Raw genomic sequence first — 19,764 nt, forward strand, 5'->3', positions numbered from 1 at the left:
GCGGACTTCCTCGGAAGTCCGCTTTTTTTATTGGGGGTGTTGCATCACCGGTTGCGTTTCAGCCGGCGGCGTCCAGCCGCCGCTTCGCGATGATGTCTTTTGCGCCGGCGAGCTTTTCCGCGAGTTCCGGCCCGCGTTGCAGCGCCACGCCCACGGCCAGGATGTCGCCGATCGCGAGATGCGAGGTGCGCGAGGTCATCGGCGAAAAGACATCGGTGTCTTCGTCGACGTTCGCATGCAGACCCACGCTCGCAAGGCGCGCGAGCGGCGACGTGCCGTGCGTGATCGCAATGACTTTCGCGCCGTGATCGAGCGCCGTGCGCGCCGCATCGACGACATCGCGCGTGCGGCCCGTGTTCGAGATCGCGACCACCACGCCGCCGGGACCGAGTAGTGCGGCCGACATCAGAAACGTCTGCGGGTCGGAATACGCGACGCTCGGCATGCCAAGGCGAAAGAATTTGTGCTGGATGTCCTGCGCCGCGATGCCCGAGCCGCCCGCGCCGTAGAACTCGATACGCGTCGCGTTTGCGAGAAGGGCGATGGCCGCGGCGAGCGAATCTGTCGAAAGATTGTTGCGGACCTGCACGAGTGCGCCGATCGTGCGATCGAGCACCTTGGCCGCAACGCCGGACACGGGTTCGTCAGGACGCACGTCGCGATAGACGGCGGGATGCTCGGTCGGCACATCGCCGGCGACGGCTTGCGCCAGACGGATCTTGAATTCGCGAAAGCCCGAAAAACCGAGCGCATGGCAGAAGCGCGCGATGGTCGGCTGGCTCACGCCCGCGCGTTCGGCGACCTCGGTCATCGAGAGATCGAGCACTTCGCGCGGCGCGTCGAGAACGTAATCGGCGAGTTTGCGCTCGGAAGGGCGCAATTGCTCGCGCATGGCTTTCACCTGGGACAGCAGCATCGGGAAACTCGCACTATGCTGAAAGATCCGTGGACTATAGCGGATCGGCGGATTTGTACAAAAACTACAGGAATGCGCTTTGCGATTATGCGAACTGATGAGACGAATTCACGTATCGGCCGTATTCAGTAAGCCTGATAGCAAGCTTAGGCAACTTGCCCGACCGGAACCCTAGGGTCTTTCCGGGATTGATGTCTTGTAGTTTTTCTACTAACATCGCGCATCACTGACCGGAGCACCTTCGGTGCGATCGACCCGGCCCCAAAAGTCCCCGCCGTGACAGGAAGGAAGGAGATTCGATGGTTTCCCCGCATGCCCAATTGATGAACGTCACGCAGCGCGTGATCGAGCGCAGCAAGCCGACCCGCGAGGCCTATCTCGCGCGCGTCGCGGCCGCACAGGATCGCTTTCCCGCGCGCGGCGCGCTTTCGTGCGCCAACCTCGCGCACGGTTTCGCGGGTCTCGAAGGCCGCGACAAGATCGCGATCAAGACGATTCGCGAGCCGAACATCGGCATCGTCTCGTCGTATAACGAGATGCTTTCCGCGCACGCCCCCTACAAGGATTTCCCGGAGATCATCAAGAAGGCGGCCCGCGAAGGCGGCGGCGTCGCGCAATTCGCGGGCGGCGTGCCCGCGATGTGCGACGGTGTCACGCAAGGCAATGCGGGTATGGAACTGTCGCTGTTTTCGCGCGAGGTCATTGCGATGAGCACGGCCGTGGCGCTCACGCACAACATGTTCGACGCGGCGCTGTGTCTCGGCGTGTGCGACAAGATCGTGCCGGGCTTGCTGATCGGCGCGCTCCAGTTCGGTCATCTGCCGACGATCTTCGTGCCGGCCGGACCGATGACGAGCGGCATTTCGAACGACGACAAGGCGAAAGTGCGCCAGCAATTCGCGACCGGCCAGTGCGACCGCGCGGCGCTGCTCGAATCGGAGGCGGCCGCTTATCACGGTCACGGCACCTGCACGTTCTACGGCACGGCCAACAGCAATCAGATGCTGATGGAAGTCATGGGCCTGCATCTGCCCGGTTCGGCGTTCATTCACCCGCACACGCCGCTGCGCGACGAACTGACGGCGGCCGCCGCGCGCCGCGTGCTCGAACTCACGGCCGAGCGCGGAAACTATATGCCGATCGGCCATGTGGTCGACGAAAAGGCCGTGATCAACGGTATCGTCGCGTTGATGGCGACGGGCGGTTCGACCAACCACACGCTGCACCTCGTGGCGATGGCGCGCGCGGCCGGCATCATCATCGACTGGAACGATTTCGACATGCTCTCGGACGCCGTGCCGCTGCTCGCGCGCGTTTATCCGAACGGCAAGGCCGATGTGAACCATTTCCACGCGGCGGGCGGCACTGCCTTCCTCGTGCGCGAGCTGCTGGACGGCGGCCTGCTGCATGAAGACGTCAATACGGTCGCGGGCCGCGGCCTGCGTCACTACACCGAGGAACCTCGGCTCATCGACGGCAAGCTCACCTGGGTGCCGGCCGCCGAGCAAAGCGCCGACGCGGCCGTGCTGCGCCCGCTCGCCGAGCCGTTCCAGCCGGACGGCGGCCTGCGCCTGATGCAAGGGCGTCTCGGTCGCGGCGTCATCAAGGTGTCGGCGGTCGCGCCGGAGCGCCGCAAGGTGCGTGCGCCCGCCGTGGTGTTCGATTCGCAGGAAGCCGTGCAGGAAGCCTTCGATCGCGGCGAACTCGAGCGCGACTTCGTCGCCGTCGTGCGCTTCCAGGGCGCGCGCGCCAACGGCATGCCGGAGCTGCACCGTCTGACGCCGCTGCTCGGCGTGTTGCAGGACAAGGGCTTTCATGTCGCGCTCGTCACCGACGGGCGCATGTCGGGCGCGTCGGGCAAGGTGCCGGCCGTGATTCACGTGTCGCCGGAAACGCTGCTGCACGGCCCGATCGGCAAGGTGCGCGACGGCGACGTGATCGTGATCGACGCGGTGGAAGGCGTGCTCGATGTCGAAGTCGATGCCGCCGAATGGGACGCACGCCCGGTCGCGCAACCCGCGCATCAGGAAAGCAACGAAGTGGGCTTCGGCCGCGAGCTGTTCGGCGTGTTCCGCGCCGCCGCCGCGCCGGCCGAACTGGGCGCGACCGTGTTCGGTCCGCTGGTTGGCGAAACGGCGGCGACCCTGCTCGCCGCGTCTTCGGCCGCGATTGTCCAAACCGCGCACGCCTCGAACTGATTTCCCCATCAAGGAGCCTCAAACATGGCAAACACCACAGTCGCCGATATCGTGCGCCTCGGCCCGGTCATTCCGGTCCTCGCTTTCGAAACCGCCGAGCAGGGCGAGCACGTCTCGCGCGCGCTGCATGCGGGCGGCGTAAAGGTGCTCGAAATCACGCTGCGCACCGCGGCGGGTCTCGAAGCGATCGAGCGCGCCGCGAAGATCGCGCCCGATATCGTCGTCGGCGTGGGCACGATCACGAAGCCCGAGCACTGCGCGCTGGCAAAGCAGGCGGGCGCGAAATTCGGCGTCTCGCCGGGCCTCACGCGCGAGATTCACGACGCGGCCGTCGCCGCGGGCCTGCCGCTGCTGCCGGGCGTGATGACGCCGACCGACATCATCGCGGCGATGGAAATGGGCTACGAGATCGTCAAGTTCTTCCCGGCCGTGCCGGCGGGCGGCATCAACATGCTCCAGGCGTTCCACGGTCCGTTCCCGACGCTCAAGTTCTGCCCGACGGGCGGTATCGGCGCGGAAACGGCGTCGAACTTCCTCGCGCTGCCCAACGTCGTGTGCGTGGGCGGTTCGTGGCTCACGCCGAAGGCGGCCGTGAGCGCGCAAAACTGGGAAGAAGTCACGCGCCTCGCGCGCGCGGCGAGCGAACTGTCGCGCCCGGTACGATAAGCCTCGCGATTTGGCGCCGCAAACGGCGGCGCAACGAAGATCGAGCCCGCGGTTTCGAGGCGCGAGCCTGACGAGAACGCACCGAGCCGTGCAAGACGGCGCCCACGAGGCGCATGGCTTGCGCGGCTCGCCCGTCTCTAGCGCAGGGTGCCGGAAGTCGTTATAAGCTACCATCGCCGGCCCGCGGACAGCGGCTGCCGAAGCCGACCCGGCGGTCGGCCCCTCTTTCCCGCGCGGCGCCGGTCGAGCGGCGCGGAAAAGCACGTCTAACAACGATTCTGGAGAAGAGCCTCATGGGAGTGGCCCACGGCAGCATGCTGCTGATTTACGCCCTTATCGCGATCGCCGCGCTGATCCTCCTGATCACGCGCTTCAAGGTCTATCCGTTTCTCGTCCTGATCATCGTTTCGCTGCTGCTCGGACTCGTGTCCGGCATGCCGATGGATCAGATCGTCAAGTCGTTCGAAACCGGCAACGGCAACACGCTCGGGCACATTGCCATCGTCGTGGGTCTTGGCACGATGCTCGGCAAGATGATGGCCGAATCGGGCGGCGCGGAGCGCATTGCCACGACGCTCATCGGCTGGTTCGGCGAGAAGAACATTCACTGGGCGATGATGTGCGTGGCGATCATCGTCGGCTTGCCGGTATTTTTCGAAGTGGGCTTCGTGCTGCTGATTCCGATCGCGTTCAACGTCGCGAAGCGCACCGGGAAGTCGTTGTTGCTGATCGGTTTGCCGATGGTGGCCGGGCTTTCGGTCGTACACGGCCTGATTCCGCCGCACCCGGCCGCGCTGCTGGCCGTGCAGGCGTATCACGCCGACATCGGCAAGACCATTGCCTACGGGCTGATCGTCGGCATTCCGACGGCGATCATCGCCGGGCCGCTGTTCGCGCTGTTCATCCATCGCCGTATCAAGCTGCCCGAGAACAATCCGCTTTCCGCGCAATTCGTGAGCGACGCCGATCCGAAGCCCGATAGCGAGCTGCCCGGTTTCGGCATCACGCTGTTCACGATTCTGCTGCCCGTGATCCTCATGCTGATCGGTAGCTGGGCCGACCTCGTGTTCGCGCCCAAAACGCTGCCCAACAACCTGCTGCGGTTCGTCGGCACGTCCGATGTCGCGCTGTTGATCGCGGTGCTGGTAAGCTTCTGGACCTTCGGCGCGCAGCGCGGCTTCACGCGCGAGCAGATCCAGAAGTTCTGCGGCGACTGCCTCGCGCCGATCGCGGGCATCACGCTGATCGTGGGCGCGGGCGGCGGCTTTGGCCGCGTGCTGATGGATAGCGGCGTGTCGAAGGAGATCGTGGGGCTCGCGCAGAGCGCGCATCTTTCGCCGCTGCTGCTGGGCTGGTTTGTCGCCGCGCTGATCCGTCTCGCGACGGGTTCCGCGACCGTCGCCATGACCACGGCCTGCGGCATCGTCGCGCCGATCGCCTCCGCCGGCGCGATGACGGTGAAGCCCGAATTGCTCGTGCTCGCCACGGGCTCCGGCTCGCTGATCTTCTCGCACGTCAACGACGGCGGATTCTGGTTGATCAAGGAGTATTTCGGCATGACCGTGGGTCAGACGTTCAAGACCTGGTCGTTGCTGGAGACGATTATTTCGCTGCTGGGGCTGGGCCTGACGTTCGTTCTGGCGGCGGTGTTGTAACGACGTTGTACTGGGAACCTGGTGATGATCTTGATTGCAATGGGCGTGTCGGGCGCCGGCAAGACCCGCATCGGCGAACTGCTCGCCGAGCGCCTCGAATGCACCTTCACCGACGGCGACGCTTTTCACAGCGAAGCCAACAAGAAGAAGATGCACGACGGCATTCCGCTCACCGACGACGACCGCTGGCCCTGGCTGCGCACGATTCGCGCGGCGATCGAGGAAAAGCAGCGCGCCGGAGAAACGGCCGTGTTCACCTGCTCGTCGCTCAAGCGCTCGTATCGCGACGTGCTGCGCGAGAACGACCGCGACGTGTGCTTCGTCTACCTGAAAGGCAGCTACGAGTTGCTGCGCGAGCGCATCACGCATCGCACCGGCCACTTCTTCGATCCGAAGCTGCTGGAAAGCCAGTTGGCGACGCTCGAGGAACCGGGCGCGGACGAAGCGATCGTGGTGAGCATCGAACTCACGCCCGAGCAGATCGTCGACGAAGTGATGCGGCAGATCGAAGTGCGAGGCGCGCAGTAACGCCGCTCACTGCGGCGCACATTGCGCGGCTCGTATGGCAGCAATGCAACGCCGGAAAAAGAAAAAGCGCTCGATTGAATCGAGCGCTTTTTTTTGGGCGAAGCCTGAATGCGTTACGCGATGCGCTTCGCCAGTTCCGCCGCCTTGCCGACATACGACGCAGGCGTCATCTCCAGCAGGCGCTGCCTGGCGTCTTCGGGAATCGCAAGACCTGCAACGAAGGTTTGCAGCGCCTCGCGCGTGATGCCCTTGCCGCGCGTGAGTTCCTTCAACTGCTCGTACGGGTTCTCGATGCCGTAACGGCGCATCACCGTCTGCACCGGCTCGGCCAGCACTTCCCACGTCGCGTCGAGGTCGTCGTTCAGGCGCTGCGGGTTCACTTCGAGCTTGTCGATGCCGCGGATCAGCGCGTCGTAGGCGAGCAGCGAATAGCCGAACGCCACACCGATATTGCGCAGCACCGTCGAGTCGGTCAGGTCGCGCTGCCAGCGCGAGACCGGCAGCTTGTCGGCGAGGTGGCGCAGCGTGGCGTTCGCGAGGCCGAGGTTGCCTTCCGAATTCTCGAAGTCGATCGGGTTGACCTTGTGCGGCATCGTCGACGAGCCGATTTCACCGGCCTTCGTCTTCTGCTTGAAATAGCCGAGCGAGATGTAGCCCCACACGTCGCGGTCGAGATCCAGCAGGATCGTGTTCGCGCGCGCCACGGCGTCGAACAGTTCGGCCATGTAGTCGTGCGGCTCGATCTGGATCGTGTACGGATTGAACGTGAGCTTCAGCCGCTGTTCGACGACTTCCTTCGAGAACGCTTCCCAGTCGAACTCGGGATACGCCGAAAGATGCGCATTGAAATTGCCGACCGCGCCGTTCATCTTGCCGAGCAGTTCGACCTTTTCGATGCGCGTGATCGCGCGCGCGAGACGCGCCGCGACGTTGGCGACTTCCTTGCCGAGCGTGGTCGGGCTCGCGGGCTGGCCGTGCGTGCGCGACAGCATCGGCTGATCGGCCTGCGCGTGCGCGAGCTTGACGAGGCGCTCGTACACCGAGCGCAGCGCCGGGAGGATCACATGTTCGCGGGCGCCCGCGAGCATCAGGCCATGCGACGTGTTGTTGATGTCTTCCGAGGTGCAGGCGAAGTGGATGAATTCGCTTGCGCGCTCCAGTTCCGGCTGCCCCTTCACCGATTCCTTGAGCCAGTACTCCACGGCCTTCACGTCGTGGTTCGTCACGCGCTCGATGTCCTTGATGCGCGCGGCGTCGTGCGCCGTGAAGTTCTCGGCGAGCTTGAGCAGGAATTGCTCCGACGTCGCCGAAAAGCGCGGCACTTCCGCGAAACCGGCTTGCGAGAGCGCGATGAGCCAGTGGATTTCCACGGTCACGCGGTTGCGCATGAACGCCGCTTCCGAGAGCCAGTCGCGCAGGGCTTCGGTTTTCGAGGCGTAGCGGCCGTCGAGCGGGGAGAGCGCGTTGAGCGCGAAAAGGGTATCGGGGCGAGTGTCGGACATAAGGGGACGCAACGAGGACGTTACGCTCGATAACGATTGGAGAAGGCGGGAGCCGCATATTTTAGCACTTCGCCGGTAGCGTCCCGCGCGCCGGGCTGCGCCGCCGCCGGCGGGGAGCGCGACCGGACGATGAGGCGGTTCGTCGCACCGGCCTGATTTCGCGATGCGTGGTTTTGAGATGGAGATAGAGTGCGGACACCTCAGGAAATTTGCGCTAAATCAAAGGTTTGCTGTCATGTCCGGTGTCACCACTCCCGAAGCGAAGTTCTCAGATTCCACTGCGTCGCCCGATGCGTCGACGCTGGTGCAAGCCGGTCTCGCGCATCATCGCGCGGGACGGCTCGATACGGCGGCCGAACACTATCGCGCCGCGCTCGCCGCTCGGCCCGAGCATCCCGACGCGCTCCATTACCTCGGCGTGATCGCGCTCGAGCGCAAGCAGTTCGACGAAGCCGCCGCGCTCATGGACCGCGCGCTCGCCCAGGCGCCCCACAACGCCGACTACCTCGCCAATCGCGGCGTGCTGGCCACACGCCAGGGCGATCATGCGGGCGCGGCGCAGTGGCAGCGCAAGGCGCTCGCGTTGGCGCCCGATTTCGCGAACGCGCACAACAACCTCGGCAATGCGCTGATGGAGCTTGGCGATCTCGACGGCGCGCAGCACCACTACCGGGCGGCGCGCGCGAGAGAGCCGCAGTCGGCGCATTTCGCCTTCAATCTCGGACGCGTGCTCGAAGCGGCCGGGCGCAAGGACGACGCGCTCGCCGAGTTTCGCGCGGCCGTGGCGCTCGATCCCGACGATTCCGCGGCGCTGGTCCACCTTGGGCGGTTGTTGCGCGCGATGGAGCGTCCTGCCGAGGCGGCTGCCTGCTTCGAGCCGGTCATCGCACGCGACCCGCGCAACGTGCTGGCGCTGTTCGAACTCGGCTACGCCTACGACGCGCTGCATCGCTACGAAGAGGCCATCCTGCTTTATCGCCGCGCGGCGGAACTCAAACCGGACGGCGCGGGCATCGTCAATAATCTCGCCTTCGCGCTGACGGCGCTCGCGCGTTACGACGAAGCGGAGGGCTGGTACCGTCGCGCGCTCGAACTGAGTCCCGATCTGCCGGAGCCGGGATTCCAGCTCGGCATGCTGATGCTGCGCCGCGAGGACTACGCGGGCGGCTGGCCGCTGTTCGAGAACCGCAAGACCACGACGATCGGCAAGCCGAATTATCCGCGGCGTCCCGGCCGCGAATGGCAGGGCGAGGCGCTTGAGGGAAAACGCTTTTTGATCTGCCGCGAGCAGGGCGTGGGCGACCAGATCCAGTTCGTGCGTTATGCGGGCGAGCTGGCCGCGCGCGGCGCGCAGGTCGACGCATGGGTCGCCCCGGAGCTGGCGGCGCTCGTGGCGACCGTGCCCGGCGTCACGCGCGTGCTCGACGCCCGTCCCGACGACGAGACATTCGAAAAGCACTACGACTACTGGTGCGACACGATGAGCCTCGCACGGCATTTCCCCGGCGCGCCGGTCGCCAACACGCCCTATATGCAAGCCGATTCGCGCCCCGCGCGCGCGTGGCGCGAGCGGGTCGCGGCGCTCGCGCCCAATGCGCGCCGTCGCATCGGTCTCGTCTGGGCGGGCAATCCGCGTCATCACTTCGACGCGTTCCGCTCGGTGCCCCTGGCCGCGCTCGCGCCGCTCATCGCGCCGGACCAGCCGGACGGCAATGCATGGTTCGCGATCCAGAAAGGGCCAGGCGCGGCGCAGCTTGCCGACCGCGCGGGCGCCTGGCCGCTCCATGCGCTCGGCGACGAACTGCACGACTTCGCGGCCACCGCGGCGCTGATCGACGCGCTCGACGTCGTGATTACCGTCGATACCTCGGTCGCCCATCTCGCGGGCGCGCTCGGCAAGCCCGTCTGGGTGCTGCTCGCCGCGCAGCCCGACTGGCGTTGGGGCAGGGATCGCGGCGATTCGGCCTGGTATCCGTCGGCGCGGGTGTTCCGGCAGACCACGCTCGGCGACTGGAGCCACGTCGTCGCGGAGTTGCGCGACGCGCTGCGTGCCGATCCACGCCCGGACCCGCGTGCCTCGAACGCCGACGCCTGATCCGCCGCACGGCTGCGCGGGCAGCGCGCCGCGCGGGCGTGGGCGGCACTAGAATGCGGGCTTCACGACATCGTTCTGGACCCGCATGGAACTCAAATGGCTCGAAGACTTCGTTTCGCTCGCGGAAACGCACAGTTTCAGCCGCTCGGCCGAGCTTCGCCATGTGACGCAGCCGGCGTTCTCGCGGCGCATCCAGGCGCTCGAAGCGTGGCTGGGCACTGAACTGATCGACCGTTCGGTTTATCCGACGCGCCTGACCGCCGCGGGCCAGGTGTTCTACGAGCAGGCGCTGGCGATGCTCTCGCAGTTCCACGAGGCGCGGACGCTCTTGCGCGGCCACACGGCCACGCCGGCCGCGACCATCGAATTCGCGGTGCCGCACACGCTTTCGCTCACATACTTTCCGCGCTGGTTGCAGCGCATCGAGGCGAAGCTCGGGCGCATCCACACGCGCTTGCGCGCGCTCAACGTACACGACGCGGTGCTCTCGCTCGTCGAAGGCGGCTGCGATCTGGTGATGGGCTATCACCACCCGAGCCATCCGGTCACGCTCGATCCGGCGCGCTACGACACGCTCACGCTCGGCATCGAATCGATCAGCCCCTTTTCCGCGCCGCAGCGCGCGGGGCGCGCGCGTTACACACTGCCCGGCACGCCCGACGCGCCGGCGCCGTATCTCTCGTACACGCCCAACGCCTACCTCGGGCGCATGACCGAGGTGATCGTCGGCAACGCGCCCACGCGGCTCTATCTCGACCGCGTGTATGAAACCGACATGGCGGAGGGCCTCAAGGCGATGGCGCTCGCCGGGCACGGCATCGCCTTCCTGCCGCACAGCGCCGTGGAGGACGCGGTGGCTTCGGGCGACCTGATCCGTCTCGATCGCGGTACGCGCGGCTCGCCCGAAGGGCAGTTCACGCTCGACATGGAAATTCGCCTTTACCGCGACAAGCTCGCGCCGCAAGTCGACGACGCGCGCCAGGCGCTCGTGCGCGAGCTGTGGGACGCCGTGGCCGCCGAGCTGGCGCGCGAGCGCGCGGCACGCAGCGGACGGGCAAGCTGACGAAGCGGTAATCTGAGCGCACTACACCATTACGACGGCAGCGGCGATCGCGACGATCGCGGCGATCGCGTCAAGACCGAAGCGCGCGGGCCGGACGCCGCGCACAGCGCTGTATTTCGCGCGCTGCAACAATCGCGCGATCGTCGTTCGATAACGGGCCGAACGGCCCGCAGCAAGCAGCAACGCGACGCGTTTTCCGGCTGCGGGGACGTTATGCACGAAAAGCATAACGGGATGATCAAACGGCATTGGATTTCGCGTGGGCGTTTTCTGACAATGGCACCAATTGTTCGACGCTGGAGCGTTCATGTCATCCCAATTGCAGTCGGTTCCTTCCTATCTTCACGCCGAAAACCTCGGGCCGTGGGGCAATTATCTTCGTCAGGTCGACCGCGTGGCGCCGTATCTCGGCTCGCTCTCGCGCTGGCTCGAAACGCTCAAGCGCCCCAAGCGCATCCTGATCGTCGACTGCCCGATCGAACTCGATAACGGCACCGTGGCGCACTTCGAAGGCTATCGCGTGCAGCACAACGTCTCGCGCGGTCCCGGCAAGGGCGGGGTGCGTTATCACCAGGACGTTACGTTGTCCGAAGTGATGGCGCTTTCCGCGTGGATGTCGGTGAAGAACGCGGCCGTGAACGTGCCGTACGGCGGCGCGAAGGGCGGTATCCGCGTCGATCCGCGCACGCTTTCGAAGGGCGAACTCGAACGCGTGACGCGCCGCTACACGAGCGAGATCGGCATCATCATCGGGCCGAACACCGACATTCCCGCGCCGGACGTGAACACGAACGAGCAGATCATGGCGTGGATGATGGACACCTACTCGATGAACCAGGGCCAGACGGCCACGGGCGTCGTGACGGGCAAGCCCATCGCGCTGGGCGGCTCGCTTGGCCGCCGCGAAGCCACCGGGCGCGGCGTGTTCGTGGTCGGCTGCGAAGCGGCGCGGCGCACCGGCCTCGAAATCGCAGGCGCGCGTATTGCCGTGCAGGGCTTCGGCAACGTGGGCGGCATCGCCGCGCGCCTGTTCCAGGAAGCCGGCGCGAAGCTCGTGGCGGTGCAGGATCACACCGGCTCGCTCTACAAGACCACGGGCATCGACGCGGCCGCGCTCCTCGAGCACGTCGGCAAGACGGGCGGCGTGGCGGGCTTCGCGGGCGCCGACGTGATCGCCAGCGACGAATTCTGGACCGTCGAAACCGACATCCTGATTCCGGCCGCGCTCGAAAACCAGATCACCGAGAAGAACGCGGGCAAGATCCGCACGAAGATCATCGTGGAAGGCGCGAACGGCCCGACCACGACGGCGGCCGACGACATCCTCCACGACAAGGGCGTGCTCATCATCCCCGACGTGGTGGCGAACGCGGGCGGCGTGACGGTTTCGTACTTCGAATGGGTGCAGGACTTCTCGAGCTTCTTCTGGACCGAAAACGAGATCAACGAGCGGCTCGAGCGTGTGATGCGCGAAGCGTTCACGGCGGTCTGGCAGGTGTCGAGCGAGCAGAAGGTGTCGATGCGCACGGCGGCGTTCATCGTGGCATGCAAGCGCATCCTGATGGCGCGCGAAATGCGCGGCCTGTACCCCTGATCGCCCGCGCGGGACCGTGGCGGCGGCGTGACGCAGGCGCCACGGCTTTCCCGGCCAACCGGTAAGTTTTGCGCTGCACATCAAGGCGCGGAAGAAGGCGGCCGTCCTCCACAAGGGGGCGGCCGCCTTCGCCATTTCTCGAGCGAAATTTCGAGACCGTCGCGCCCGCGCGACACCCGGCGAAAAGGCACCGTTTCCAGGGTCGATCTTGATTCTTTCAATATAATTACTTTGCTAAACTGCGCGCGGTTTGTCATGGAGAAAAACAGCATGCAGATGAAAAAGACCGCCGCCCTTCTCGCGCTTCTCGGTTGCTTCGCCGCCACGGGCGCGTTCGCACAGGAATCGGGCACCCTGAAGAAGATCAAGGACACGGGCGTGATTTCGCTCGGCCACCGCGAATCGTCGATTCCGTTCTCGTACTACGACGACAAGCAAAACGTGATCGGCTATTCGCAGGACTTCGCGCTCAAGATCGTCGAGGCGGTCAAGCAGAAGCTGAACATGCCGAATCTCAAGGTGAAGCTCGTGCCGATCACCTCGCAGAACCGCATTCCGCTCGTGCAGAACGGCACGGTGGACATCGAGTGCGGCTCGACCACCAACAACGCCGAGCGCCAGCAGCAGGCCGCGTTTTCGAACACCATCTTCGTGATCGGCACGCGCCTCATGGCGAAGAAGGACTCGGGCATCAAGGATTTCGCCGACCTGAAGGGCAAGACCGTCGTGACGACGGCGGGCACGACGTCGGAGCGTTTGCTGCGCAAGATGAACCAGGACAAGAACCTGGGCATGAACATCATCAGCGCGAAGGACCACGGCGAGTCGTTCATGACGCTTTCCACGGGCCGCGCGGTGGCGTTCATGATGGACGACGCGCTGCTCGCGGGCGAGCGCGCCAAGTCGAATACGCCGGACCAGTTCGTGATCGTCGGCGCGCCGCAATCGCATGAAGCGTACGGCTGCATGATGCGCAAGAACGACCCCGAGTTCAAGAAGGTCGCCGACGACGCCATCGCCAAGGTGGAAACCTCGGGCGAAGCCGACGCGATCTACAAGAAGTGGTTCGAATCGCCGATCCCGCCGAAGGGCCTGAACCTCAACTTCCCCGAAAGCGACGACATGAAGACGCTTTTCAAGAGCCCGAACGACAAGGCCATCGACTGAGCGCCTGATGGCTTGATTCGCGGCTGATCGCGTTGTCTGTATCTGGAACGGAACGGAAGAAGCCCGCCTTCTTCCGTTCTTTTTTCCTGGAGTCTTTTCATGTCTTATCACTGGAACTGGGGCATTCTCCTGAGCCCGGTCTCCACCGGCGAACCGACCACATACCTCGGCTGGCTCGTCTCGGGCCTCTGGGTGACGGTCACGGTCTCGCTCGCCGCGTGGGTGATCGCGCTCGTCGTGGGCTCGATCTTCGGCGTGATGCGCACGATGCCCGGCAAATGGGCGAGCGGCGCGGGCACCGTGTACGTGGCCGTGTTCCGCAACATTCCGCTGATCGTGCAGTTCTTCGTCTGGTATCTGGTGATACCGGAGCTGTTGCCGCCCGCCATCGGCAACTGGTTCAAGCAACTGCCGCCGAACGCGCAGTTCTTTTCCTCGTCGATCCTGTGTCTTGGCCTCTTCACGGGCGCGCGCGTGTGCGAGCAGGTGCGCTCGGGCATCAACGCGCTGCCGCGCGGCCAGCGCGCCGCGGGGCTCGCAATGGGCTTCACGCAATGGCAGACGTACCGCTACGTGCTGCTGCCGGTCGCGTACCGCATCATCGTGCCGCCGCTCACGAGCGAGTTCCTCAATATCTTCAAGAATTCGGCGGTTGCCTCGACCATCGGCCTGCTCGATCTGTCCGCGCAGGCGCGCCAGCTCGTCGACTACACGTCGCAGACCTATGAGTCGTTCATCGCGGTCACGCTCGCGTACGTGCTCATCAATCTCGTGGTGATGACGCTCATGCGCTGGGTCGAGGCGAAGTCGCGGCTGCCCGGCTACATTGGAGGCAAGTGATGCATCAGTTCGACTGGAGCGGCATTCCGGGCGCGCTGCCCACGCTGTGGACGGGCGCCGTCGTCACCTTCAAGATCACGCTGTGCGCGATCGTCGTCGGCATTCTGTGGGGCACGCTGCTCGCGCTGCTGCGGCTTTCCAGCGTGAAGCCGCTCGAATGGTTCGCGAAGGGCTACGTCACGGTGTTCCGTTCGATCCCGCTCGTGATGGTTCTGCTGTGGTTCTTCCTGATCGTGCCGCAGGTGCTGCAAAACGTGCTCGGTCTTTCCGCCGACATCGACATCCGCCTCGCGTCGGCGATGGTCGCGTTCTCGCTGTTCGAGGCCGCGTACTATTCGGAGATCATTCGCGCGGGCATTCAGGCGGTGCCGCGCGGGCAGGTGAACGCGTCGTCGGCGCTCGGCATGCGCTACGGCCAGGCAATGCGCTACGTGGTGCTGCCGCAGGCGTTTCGCGCCATGGTGCCGCTGTTGCTCACGCAGGCCATCGTGCTGTTTCAGGACACGTCGCTCGTGTACGTGATCAGTCTCGCCGACTTCTTCCGCACGGCCACCAATATCGGCGACCGTGACGGCACGACGGTGGAGATGGTACTGTTCGCGGGCGCATGCTATTTCGTGATTTGCGTGATTGCATCGAGCCTTGTGAAAGGACTTCAGAAAAAGGTCGCAAGATGATTTCAATTAAGAACGTTTCGAAGTGGTACGGCCAATTCCAGGTGCTGGCCGACTGCACGACGGAAGTGAAGAAGGGCGAAGTGGTGGTGGTGTGCGGGCCGTCGGGCTCGGGCAAGTCCACGCTCATCAAGACCGTCAACGGGCTCGAACCGTTCCAGCAGGGCGAGATTCTCGTGAACGGTCAGTCGGTGGGCGACAAGCGCACGAATCTTTCGAAGCTGCGCGCGAAAGTGGGCATGGTGTTCCAGCACTTCGAGCTGTTCCCGCATCTCTCGATCACGGAAAATCTGACGCTCGCGCAGATCAAGGTGCTCGGCCGCAGCAAGGACGAAGCGACGCAAAAGGGCTTGAAGCTGCTCGACCGCGTGGGTCTGCGCGCGCATGCCGACAAATTTCCGGGCCAGCTTTCGGGCGGCCAGCAGCAGCGCGTGGCGATCGCGCGCGCGCTTTCGATGGACCCGGTCGCGATGCTGTTCGACGAACCCACTTCGGCGCTCGATCCCGAGATGATCAACGAAGTGCTCGACGTGATGGTCGAACTCGCGCAGGAAGGCATGACGATGATGTGCGTCACGCACGAAATGGGCTTTGCGAAAAAGGTCGCGCACCGCGTGATCTTCATGGACCAGGGCGCCATTGTCGAAGACGACCGCAAGGAAGACTTCTTCGCGAACCCGAAGTCGGATCGCGCGAAGGATTTTCTCGCGAAGATCCTGCACTGAGCTTCGGGCGGTGCGCAGGAAGCAAAAAGCCGCGCCAGGTGCGCGGCTTTTTCGTTGCGGGGCGGACAGCGCGCGGCGTGCGGCGCGGGGCGCTTCGGCTCATTCGCCCCACGTCTGCAAATCGGCGATGGCTTCCGCGTCCGCCGCCACGGCCTCGCCCGCGCACGGCGAGCGCGGCGCGCTGGCGGAGGCGTCGAGCGACGGGTTGGCGAGCTTGTCGAGCACCTTTTGCGGCACCGGCACGCTGGTTTGCGCGATGACTTCGCCGTGCTGGAACATCAGCAGGTCGCCCGGCGCGAAGCGCGTCCAGACTTCGTTGTCGGTGAGCGGCGCCGTGGCGATCACGGCCACGCGGTCCTCGGGCGTCGTGTACTTCGCGAAGTCGATGGAAACGTCGGCGTCGACGAGATGCGCCGTGGAAAACGGCCAGCGGCGCACGAGATAGTAGAGATGCGTGGAGCAATGCGCGAACAGCGCCTGGCCGTTCGACATCAGGAAATTGAACACGCCGAACTGCGTGATTTCGCGCGTGAGCGACTCGAGCGCGGCGAACAGTTCGTCGAGCGGCGGCTGCGCGCCCGGAAACGCCTTGCGCAAGCCTTGCAGCAGCAGGCAGAACGCGCGCTCGCTATCCGTCGTGCCGACCGGCTGATACACGCCCGACATGACCGGATTGAAGTTCTGCAAGTCGCCGTTGTGCGCGAAGATCCAGTGCCGGCCCCACAGCTCGCGCTGGAACGGATGGCTGTTTTCGAGCGCGCAGTTGCCTTGCGTGGCCTTGCGGATATGCGCGATGGTGTTGCGCGACTTGATCGGGTAGTGCTTGACCATCTCGGCGATCGGCGAGCGCGCCGAAGCCTCGTTGTCGATGAAGAGGCGGCAGGCCTTGTCTTCGAAGAATCCAATGCCCCAGCCGTCGGCGTGGTGGTCGGTCGCGCCGCCGCGCGCCGCGAAGCCGGTGAACGAGAACGTGACGTCCGTGGGCGCGGCGCAGTTCATTCCGAGAAGTTGGCACATGGTGCTGAGGGTGCGAACGGTGCTGGTATTGCGAACGGCGGCAGCAGGGCAGACCGCTGAGCCGTGACACGAACCGGTACAATGATGATTTTCCAAGCATATCATCGGCTCGCGGGTCGCCAATACGAAATTTGTCGTATGCATTCCACGCGAAGGCGCAAGGGCGGCGGCACACGCGCAACGGGTTCTGACTTGCCGCGTACGCGCGCCTAACGCTGGCAAACGCGGCTGGCCAACGCGGCTGGCCAACGCGGCTGGCCAACGCGGCGGGCCAACGTGCCTCGAACGCGTTGCGTTCCGCATGCGGATGCCGGCCGGATTGTCGTGCGCGCGCGACGCTTCGCGCAGGCGCCCGCCGGCGGCCGGCCGGATTCCCGCCGGCTACGATATGCCGGAACGCCGTCCAACCTCTAGCCGCGCATCCACACGTCATGAACGCTTCCCCCACGACTCTCACGCTTGCCCGCCCCGACGACTGGCACCTGCACGTGCGCGACGGCGCGATGCTCGCGGCCGTGCTGCCGCACACCGCGCGCCAGTTCGGTCGCGCGATCATCATGCCGAACCTCAAGCCGCCCGTCACCACCACGGAGATGGCGGCCGCCTACCGCGAGCGCATTCTCGCGGCGCTGCCGGCGGGCTCGACGTTCGAGCCGCTGATGACGCTCTATCTCACCGACAACACGCCGCCCGACGAAATCCGCCGCGCGAAGGCAAGCGGCTTCGTGCATGGCGTCAAGCTGTATCCGGCGGGCGCGACCACGAACTCGGACGCCGGCGTGACCGACATCCGCAAGTGCGCGAAAACGCTCGAGGCGATGCAGGAAGCGGGCATGCCGCTGCTCGTGCATGGCGAGGTGACGAGCGCCGACATCGACCTGTTCGATCGCGAGAAGGTTTTCATCGACCGCGTGATGACGCCGCTGCGCCGCGATTTTCCGGCGCTCAAGGTGGTGTTCGAGCACATCACCACCAAAGACGCCGTCGATTACGTTCGCGCCGACACCGCCGCGCCCGGCCTGCTCGGCGCGACGATCACGCCGCATCACCTGCTCTACAACCGTAACGCGATCTTCCAGGGCGGCATTCGTCCGCACTATTACTGCCTGCCGGTGCTCAAGCGCGAGACGCATCGCGTGGCGCTGGTCGAAGCGGCCACCTCGGGCGACGCGCGCTTCTTCCTCGGCACCGACAGCGCGCCGCACGCGAAAGGCCTGAAAGAGCACGCGTGCGGCTGCGCGGGCTGCTATACGGCGCTGCACGCGCTGGAGCTGTATGCCGAAGCGTTCGACAACGCGGGCGCGCTCGACCGGCTCGAAGGCTTCGCGAGCTTCTTCGGCGCCGACTTCTACGGCTTGCCGCGCGCGAGTGAAACCGTCACGCTGCGCCGCGAATCGTGGACGCTGCCCGCCGAAGTCGAAGCGGGCGACACGACGGTCGTGCCCTTGCGCGGCGGCGAGTCGATCGGCTGGAAGCTCGCCTGAGCGCGGCGCGAACACCGCGTCGACAAAGCGTGACTAACCCGAACACGCCGCATGCGGGCGCGGCGGAGCGCGCGCCGCGCCGCTTGCCCGCGAGCCATTTCGCCGACATCGACTGGTCTCGGCCATGGTTCGCGCAGCACGAAACGCGCGGGCGCCGCTGGCAGCGGGCGGCGCTGGCCGGTTACGCACCGTATCTGCGTGAACTGAACGCGGATGCGCGCGCGAGCGGCCAGCGCACGGGGCGCGGCGAGCCGCTGGCGTTCATCGCGCAGGACGATCTGCCCGAAGGCGCGGCCTACGAGGCGCATATCGCGGCGACGGGCTGCGTGCCCACGCGCCACAACCTCCACGATTTTTTCAACGCGCTCGCGTGGTTCGCCTATCCGCGCATCAAGGCGACGCTCAATACGCGCCAGGCGGCGGCGATCGACACGCTCGGCGTGGGACCGACGCGCGGCGGCGTGCGCGACGCGCTTACGCTGTTCGACGAAAACGCGGTGTTGTTCGCGTCGTCGGATGCGGCGATGATCGCGGCGCTGCGCGGCTTCGACTGGCGCACGCTGTGCGTCGAGTCTCGCCCGAAGTGGGAATCGGCATTCGTCGAAACGGTGGGCCGCGCATGCGAAGTTCGCGTATTCGGCCACGCGCTGCTCGAAAAGCTCATCGCGCCTTACGCCGCATGCACGGCGCACGCGTGGGTGGTCGACGTGCCGCAAGCTTATTTTTCGTGGCCGCGTGCGCGACGCGACGCGCATCTGGACGCGGCCGTGAGCGCCGAACTTGCCGCCGCATCGACATTGAACGGACGCAGCTTCGCGCCGCTGCCGGTGCTCGGCATTCCGGGCTGGTGGCCGCAAAACGACAGTCCCTCATTCTACGACGATGCCACGGTCTTTCGCCCCGGCCGCAGAACACGGGAAACGGAGCCGGAGCGCGCGCCGGAAAACGTGAGCGCGAATCCCCGCTGATCCGCGCGCGTATTCCCACGCCGATTCCCGCGCCGATTCCCACGCGCATTCCCACGCGCATTCCCACGCCGGTTCCCACGCCGGTTCCCACGCCGGTTCCCACGCCGATTCCCACGCCGATTCCCACGCCGATTCCCACGCCGATTCCCACGCCGATTCCCACGCCGATTCCCGCGCCGGTTCCCGCTGATATGGCCCCCGCGCGCCGGGCGCGAGCGTGCTAAGATCGCGCCTCGCAAAGTAGGCTAGGCAGTCGCGGCTCCAAGGTTTCGACCGAAGAGGCGAGGAAAGTCCGGACTCCACAGGGCAGGGTGATGGCTAACGGCCATCCGTGGCGACACGCGGAACAGGGCAACAGAGAACAGACCGCCGATGGCCCGATTTCGGTCGGGATCAGGTAAGGGTGAAACGGTGCGGTAAGAGCGCACCGCGTCTGCGGCGACGCAGACGGCACGGTAACCTCCACCCGGAGCAATTCCAAGTAGGCTGGCTAGCATCTTCGAGATGCAGGGCGGGGCCCCCGTCGCGCCAGCGGGTAGGAAGCTTGAGCGCGTCAGCAATGGCGCGCCTAGAGGAATGGCTGCCACGCGCGGCGCGTTTTCGGACGCGGCGCGTGCACAGAATCCGGCTTATCGGCCTGCTTTGCCGCTTCATTCATGCAAAAAGCCGGCG

The 19,764-nt window shown here is 65.6% G+C and carries 17 protein-coding genes and 1 other RNA gene; 14 read left to right on the top strand and 4 right to left on the bottom strand.

All coding sequences use genetic code 11. The features are described from left to right. Positions 1 to 58 precede the first annotated feature (58 nt). Positions 59 to 916 (bottom strand): MurR/RpiR family transcriptional regulator, encoded by an 858-nt coding sequence (locus U5805_RS27955; RefSeq protein WP_322106755.1) that lies wholly within the window; start codon positions 914 to 916, stop codon positions 59 to 61. A 299-nt stretch (positions 917 to 1,215) separates the two neighbouring features. Between U5805_RS27955 and edd the strand changes: the two genes are divergently transcribed. The 4 genes from edd to U5805_RS27975 all read left to right on the top strand — a co-directional run bounded on the left by edd (position 1,216) and on the right by U5805_RS27975 (position 5,963). Next, positions 1,216 to 3,114, top strand: coding sequence for a phosphogluconate dehydratase (gene edd / locus U5805_RS27960; protein WP_322106756.1), 1,899 nt, complete (start codon positions 1,216 to 1,218; stop codon positions 3,112 to 3,114). A 24-nt stretch (positions 3,115 to 3,138) separates the two neighbouring features. Beyond that, positions 3,139 to 3,780 (top strand): bifunctional 4-hydroxy-2-oxoglutarate aldolase/2-dehydro-3-deoxy-phosphogluconate aldolase, encoded by a 642-nt coding sequence (gene eda / locus U5805_RS27965; RefSeq protein ID WP_322106757.1) that lies wholly within the window; start codon positions 3,139 to 3,141, stop codon positions 3,778 to 3,780. A 293-nt stretch (positions 3,781 to 4,073) separates the two neighbouring features. Beyond that, entirely contained in the window at positions 4,074 to 5,435 is a 1,362-nt protein-coding gene (locus U5805_RS27970; RefSeq protein ID WP_322106758.1) for a GntP family permease, read from the top strand. A 24-nt stretch (positions 5,436 to 5,459) separates the two neighbouring features. Further along, on the top strand, positions 5,460 to 5,963 hold the full coding sequence (locus U5805_RS27975) for a gluconokinase (protein ID WP_322106759.1): 504 nt from the start codon (positions 5,460 to 5,462) through the stop codon (positions 5,961 to 5,963). Positions 5,964 to 6,076: 113 nt separating this feature from the next. Here the strand turns inward: U5805_RS27975 and purB are convergent, their stop codons facing one another. Beyond that, positions 6,077 to 7,465: an adenylosuccinate lyase gene (purB, locus tag U5805_RS27980; RefSeq protein WP_322106760.1), complete on the bottom strand. Its 1,389-nt coding sequence runs from the start codon at positions 7,463 to 7,465 to the stop codon at positions 6,077 to 6,079. Between the two features lie 235 nt (positions 7,466 to 7,700). On the opposite strand from purB, the gene U5805_RS27985 reads away from it, so the two are divergent. Further along, positions 7,701 to 9,560, top strand: coding sequence for a tetratricopeptide repeat protein (locus U5805_RS27985; RefSeq protein ID WP_322106761.1), 1,860 nt, complete (start codon positions 7,701 to 7,703; stop codon positions 9,558 to 9,560). An 85-nt stretch (positions 9,561 to 9,645) separates the two neighbouring features. After that, positions 9,646 to 10,623, top strand: a complete 978-nt coding sequence (locus U5805_RS27990) for a LysR family transcriptional regulator (protein ID WP_322106762.1) — start codon at positions 9,646 to 9,648, stop codon at positions 10,621 to 10,623. 21 nt (positions 10,624 to 10,644) lie between these two features. Here the strand turns inward: U5805_RS27990 and U5805_RS27995 are convergent, their stop codons facing one another. Next, positions 10,645 to 10,932, bottom strand: coding sequence for a hypothetical protein (locus U5805_RS27995; protein WP_322106763.1), 288 nt, complete (start codon positions 10,930 to 10,932; stop codon positions 10,645 to 10,647). Here U5805_RS27995 and U5805_RS28000 point away from each other — a divergent pair. From U5805_RS28000 to U5805_RS28020, 5 genes are all read left to right on the top strand, one after another. Next, positions 10,931 to 12,217 (top strand): Glu/Leu/Phe/Val dehydrogenase, encoded by a 1,287-nt coding sequence (locus tag U5805_RS28000; protein WP_322106764.1) that lies wholly within the window; start codon positions 10,931 to 10,933, stop codon positions 12,215 to 12,217. The genes U5805_RS27995 and U5805_RS28000 overlap by 2 nt on opposite strands. Before the next feature lie 270 nt (positions 12,218 to 12,487). Continuing rightward, positions 12,488 to 13,384, top strand: a complete 897-nt coding sequence (locus U5805_RS28005; RefSeq protein ID WP_322106765.1) for a glutamate/aspartate ABC transporter substrate-binding protein — start codon at positions 12,488 to 12,490, stop codon at positions 13,382 to 13,384. Between the two features lie 99 nt (positions 13,385 to 13,483). Continuing rightward, positions 13,484 to 14,224: an amino acid ABC transporter permease gene (locus U5805_RS28010; protein ID WP_322106766.1), complete on the top strand. Its 741-nt coding sequence runs from the start codon at positions 13,484 to 13,486 to the stop codon at positions 14,222 to 14,224. Continuing rightward, positions 14,224 to 14,901, top strand: a complete 678-nt coding sequence (gene gltK / locus U5805_RS28015) for a glutamate/aspartate ABC transporter permease GltK (RefSeq protein ID WP_322106767.1) — start codon at positions 14,224 to 14,226, stop codon at positions 14,899 to 14,901. Before U5805_RS28010 ends, gltK begins: the two co-directional genes overlap by 1 nt. Continuing rightward, complete coding sequence (locus U5805_RS28020) at positions 14,898 to 15,623, top strand: amino acid ABC transporter ATP-binding protein (protein ID WP_322106768.1); 726 nt, start codon at positions 14,898 to 14,900, stop codon at positions 15,621 to 15,623. The genes gltK and U5805_RS28020 overlap by 4 nt, the downstream gene beginning before the upstream one ends. A gap of 99 nt (positions 15,624 to 15,722) precedes the next feature. Here the strand turns inward: U5805_RS28020 and U5805_RS28025 are convergent, their stop codons facing one another. Continuing rightward, entirely contained in the window at positions 15,723 to 16,640 is a 918-nt protein-coding gene (locus U5805_RS28025) for a class II glutamine amidotransferase (RefSeq protein ID WP_322106769.1), read from the bottom strand. A gap of 431 nt (positions 16,641 to 17,071) precedes the next feature. On the opposite strand from U5805_RS28025, the gene pyrC reads away from it, so the two are divergent. The 3 genes from pyrC (at position 17,072) to rnpB (ending at position 19,740) form a co-directional block, all read left to right on the top strand. Then, positions 17,072 to 18,124: a dihydroorotase gene (gene pyrC, locus U5805_RS28030; RefSeq protein ID WP_322106770.1), complete on the top strand. Its 1,053-nt coding sequence runs from the start codon at positions 17,072 to 17,074 to the stop codon at positions 18,122 to 18,124. A gap of 29 nt (positions 18,125 to 18,153) precedes the next feature. Next, entirely contained in the window at positions 18,154 to 19,092 is a 939-nt protein-coding gene (locus U5805_RS28035; protein WP_415914684.1) for a DUF3025 domain-containing protein, read from the top strand. A gap of 237 nt (positions 19,093 to 19,329) precedes the next feature. After that, positions 19,330 to 19,740, top strand: an RNA gene (gene rnpB, locus U5805_RS28040) — RNase P RNA component class A. Positions 19,741 to 19,764 lie beyond the last annotated feature (24 nt).

Origin of the sequence: Paraburkholderia sp. J41 (assembly GCF_905220235.1) — a bacterium.
Classification (GTDB): Bacteria; Pseudomonadota; Gammaproteobacteria; order Burkholderiales; family Burkholderiaceae; genus Paraburkholderia.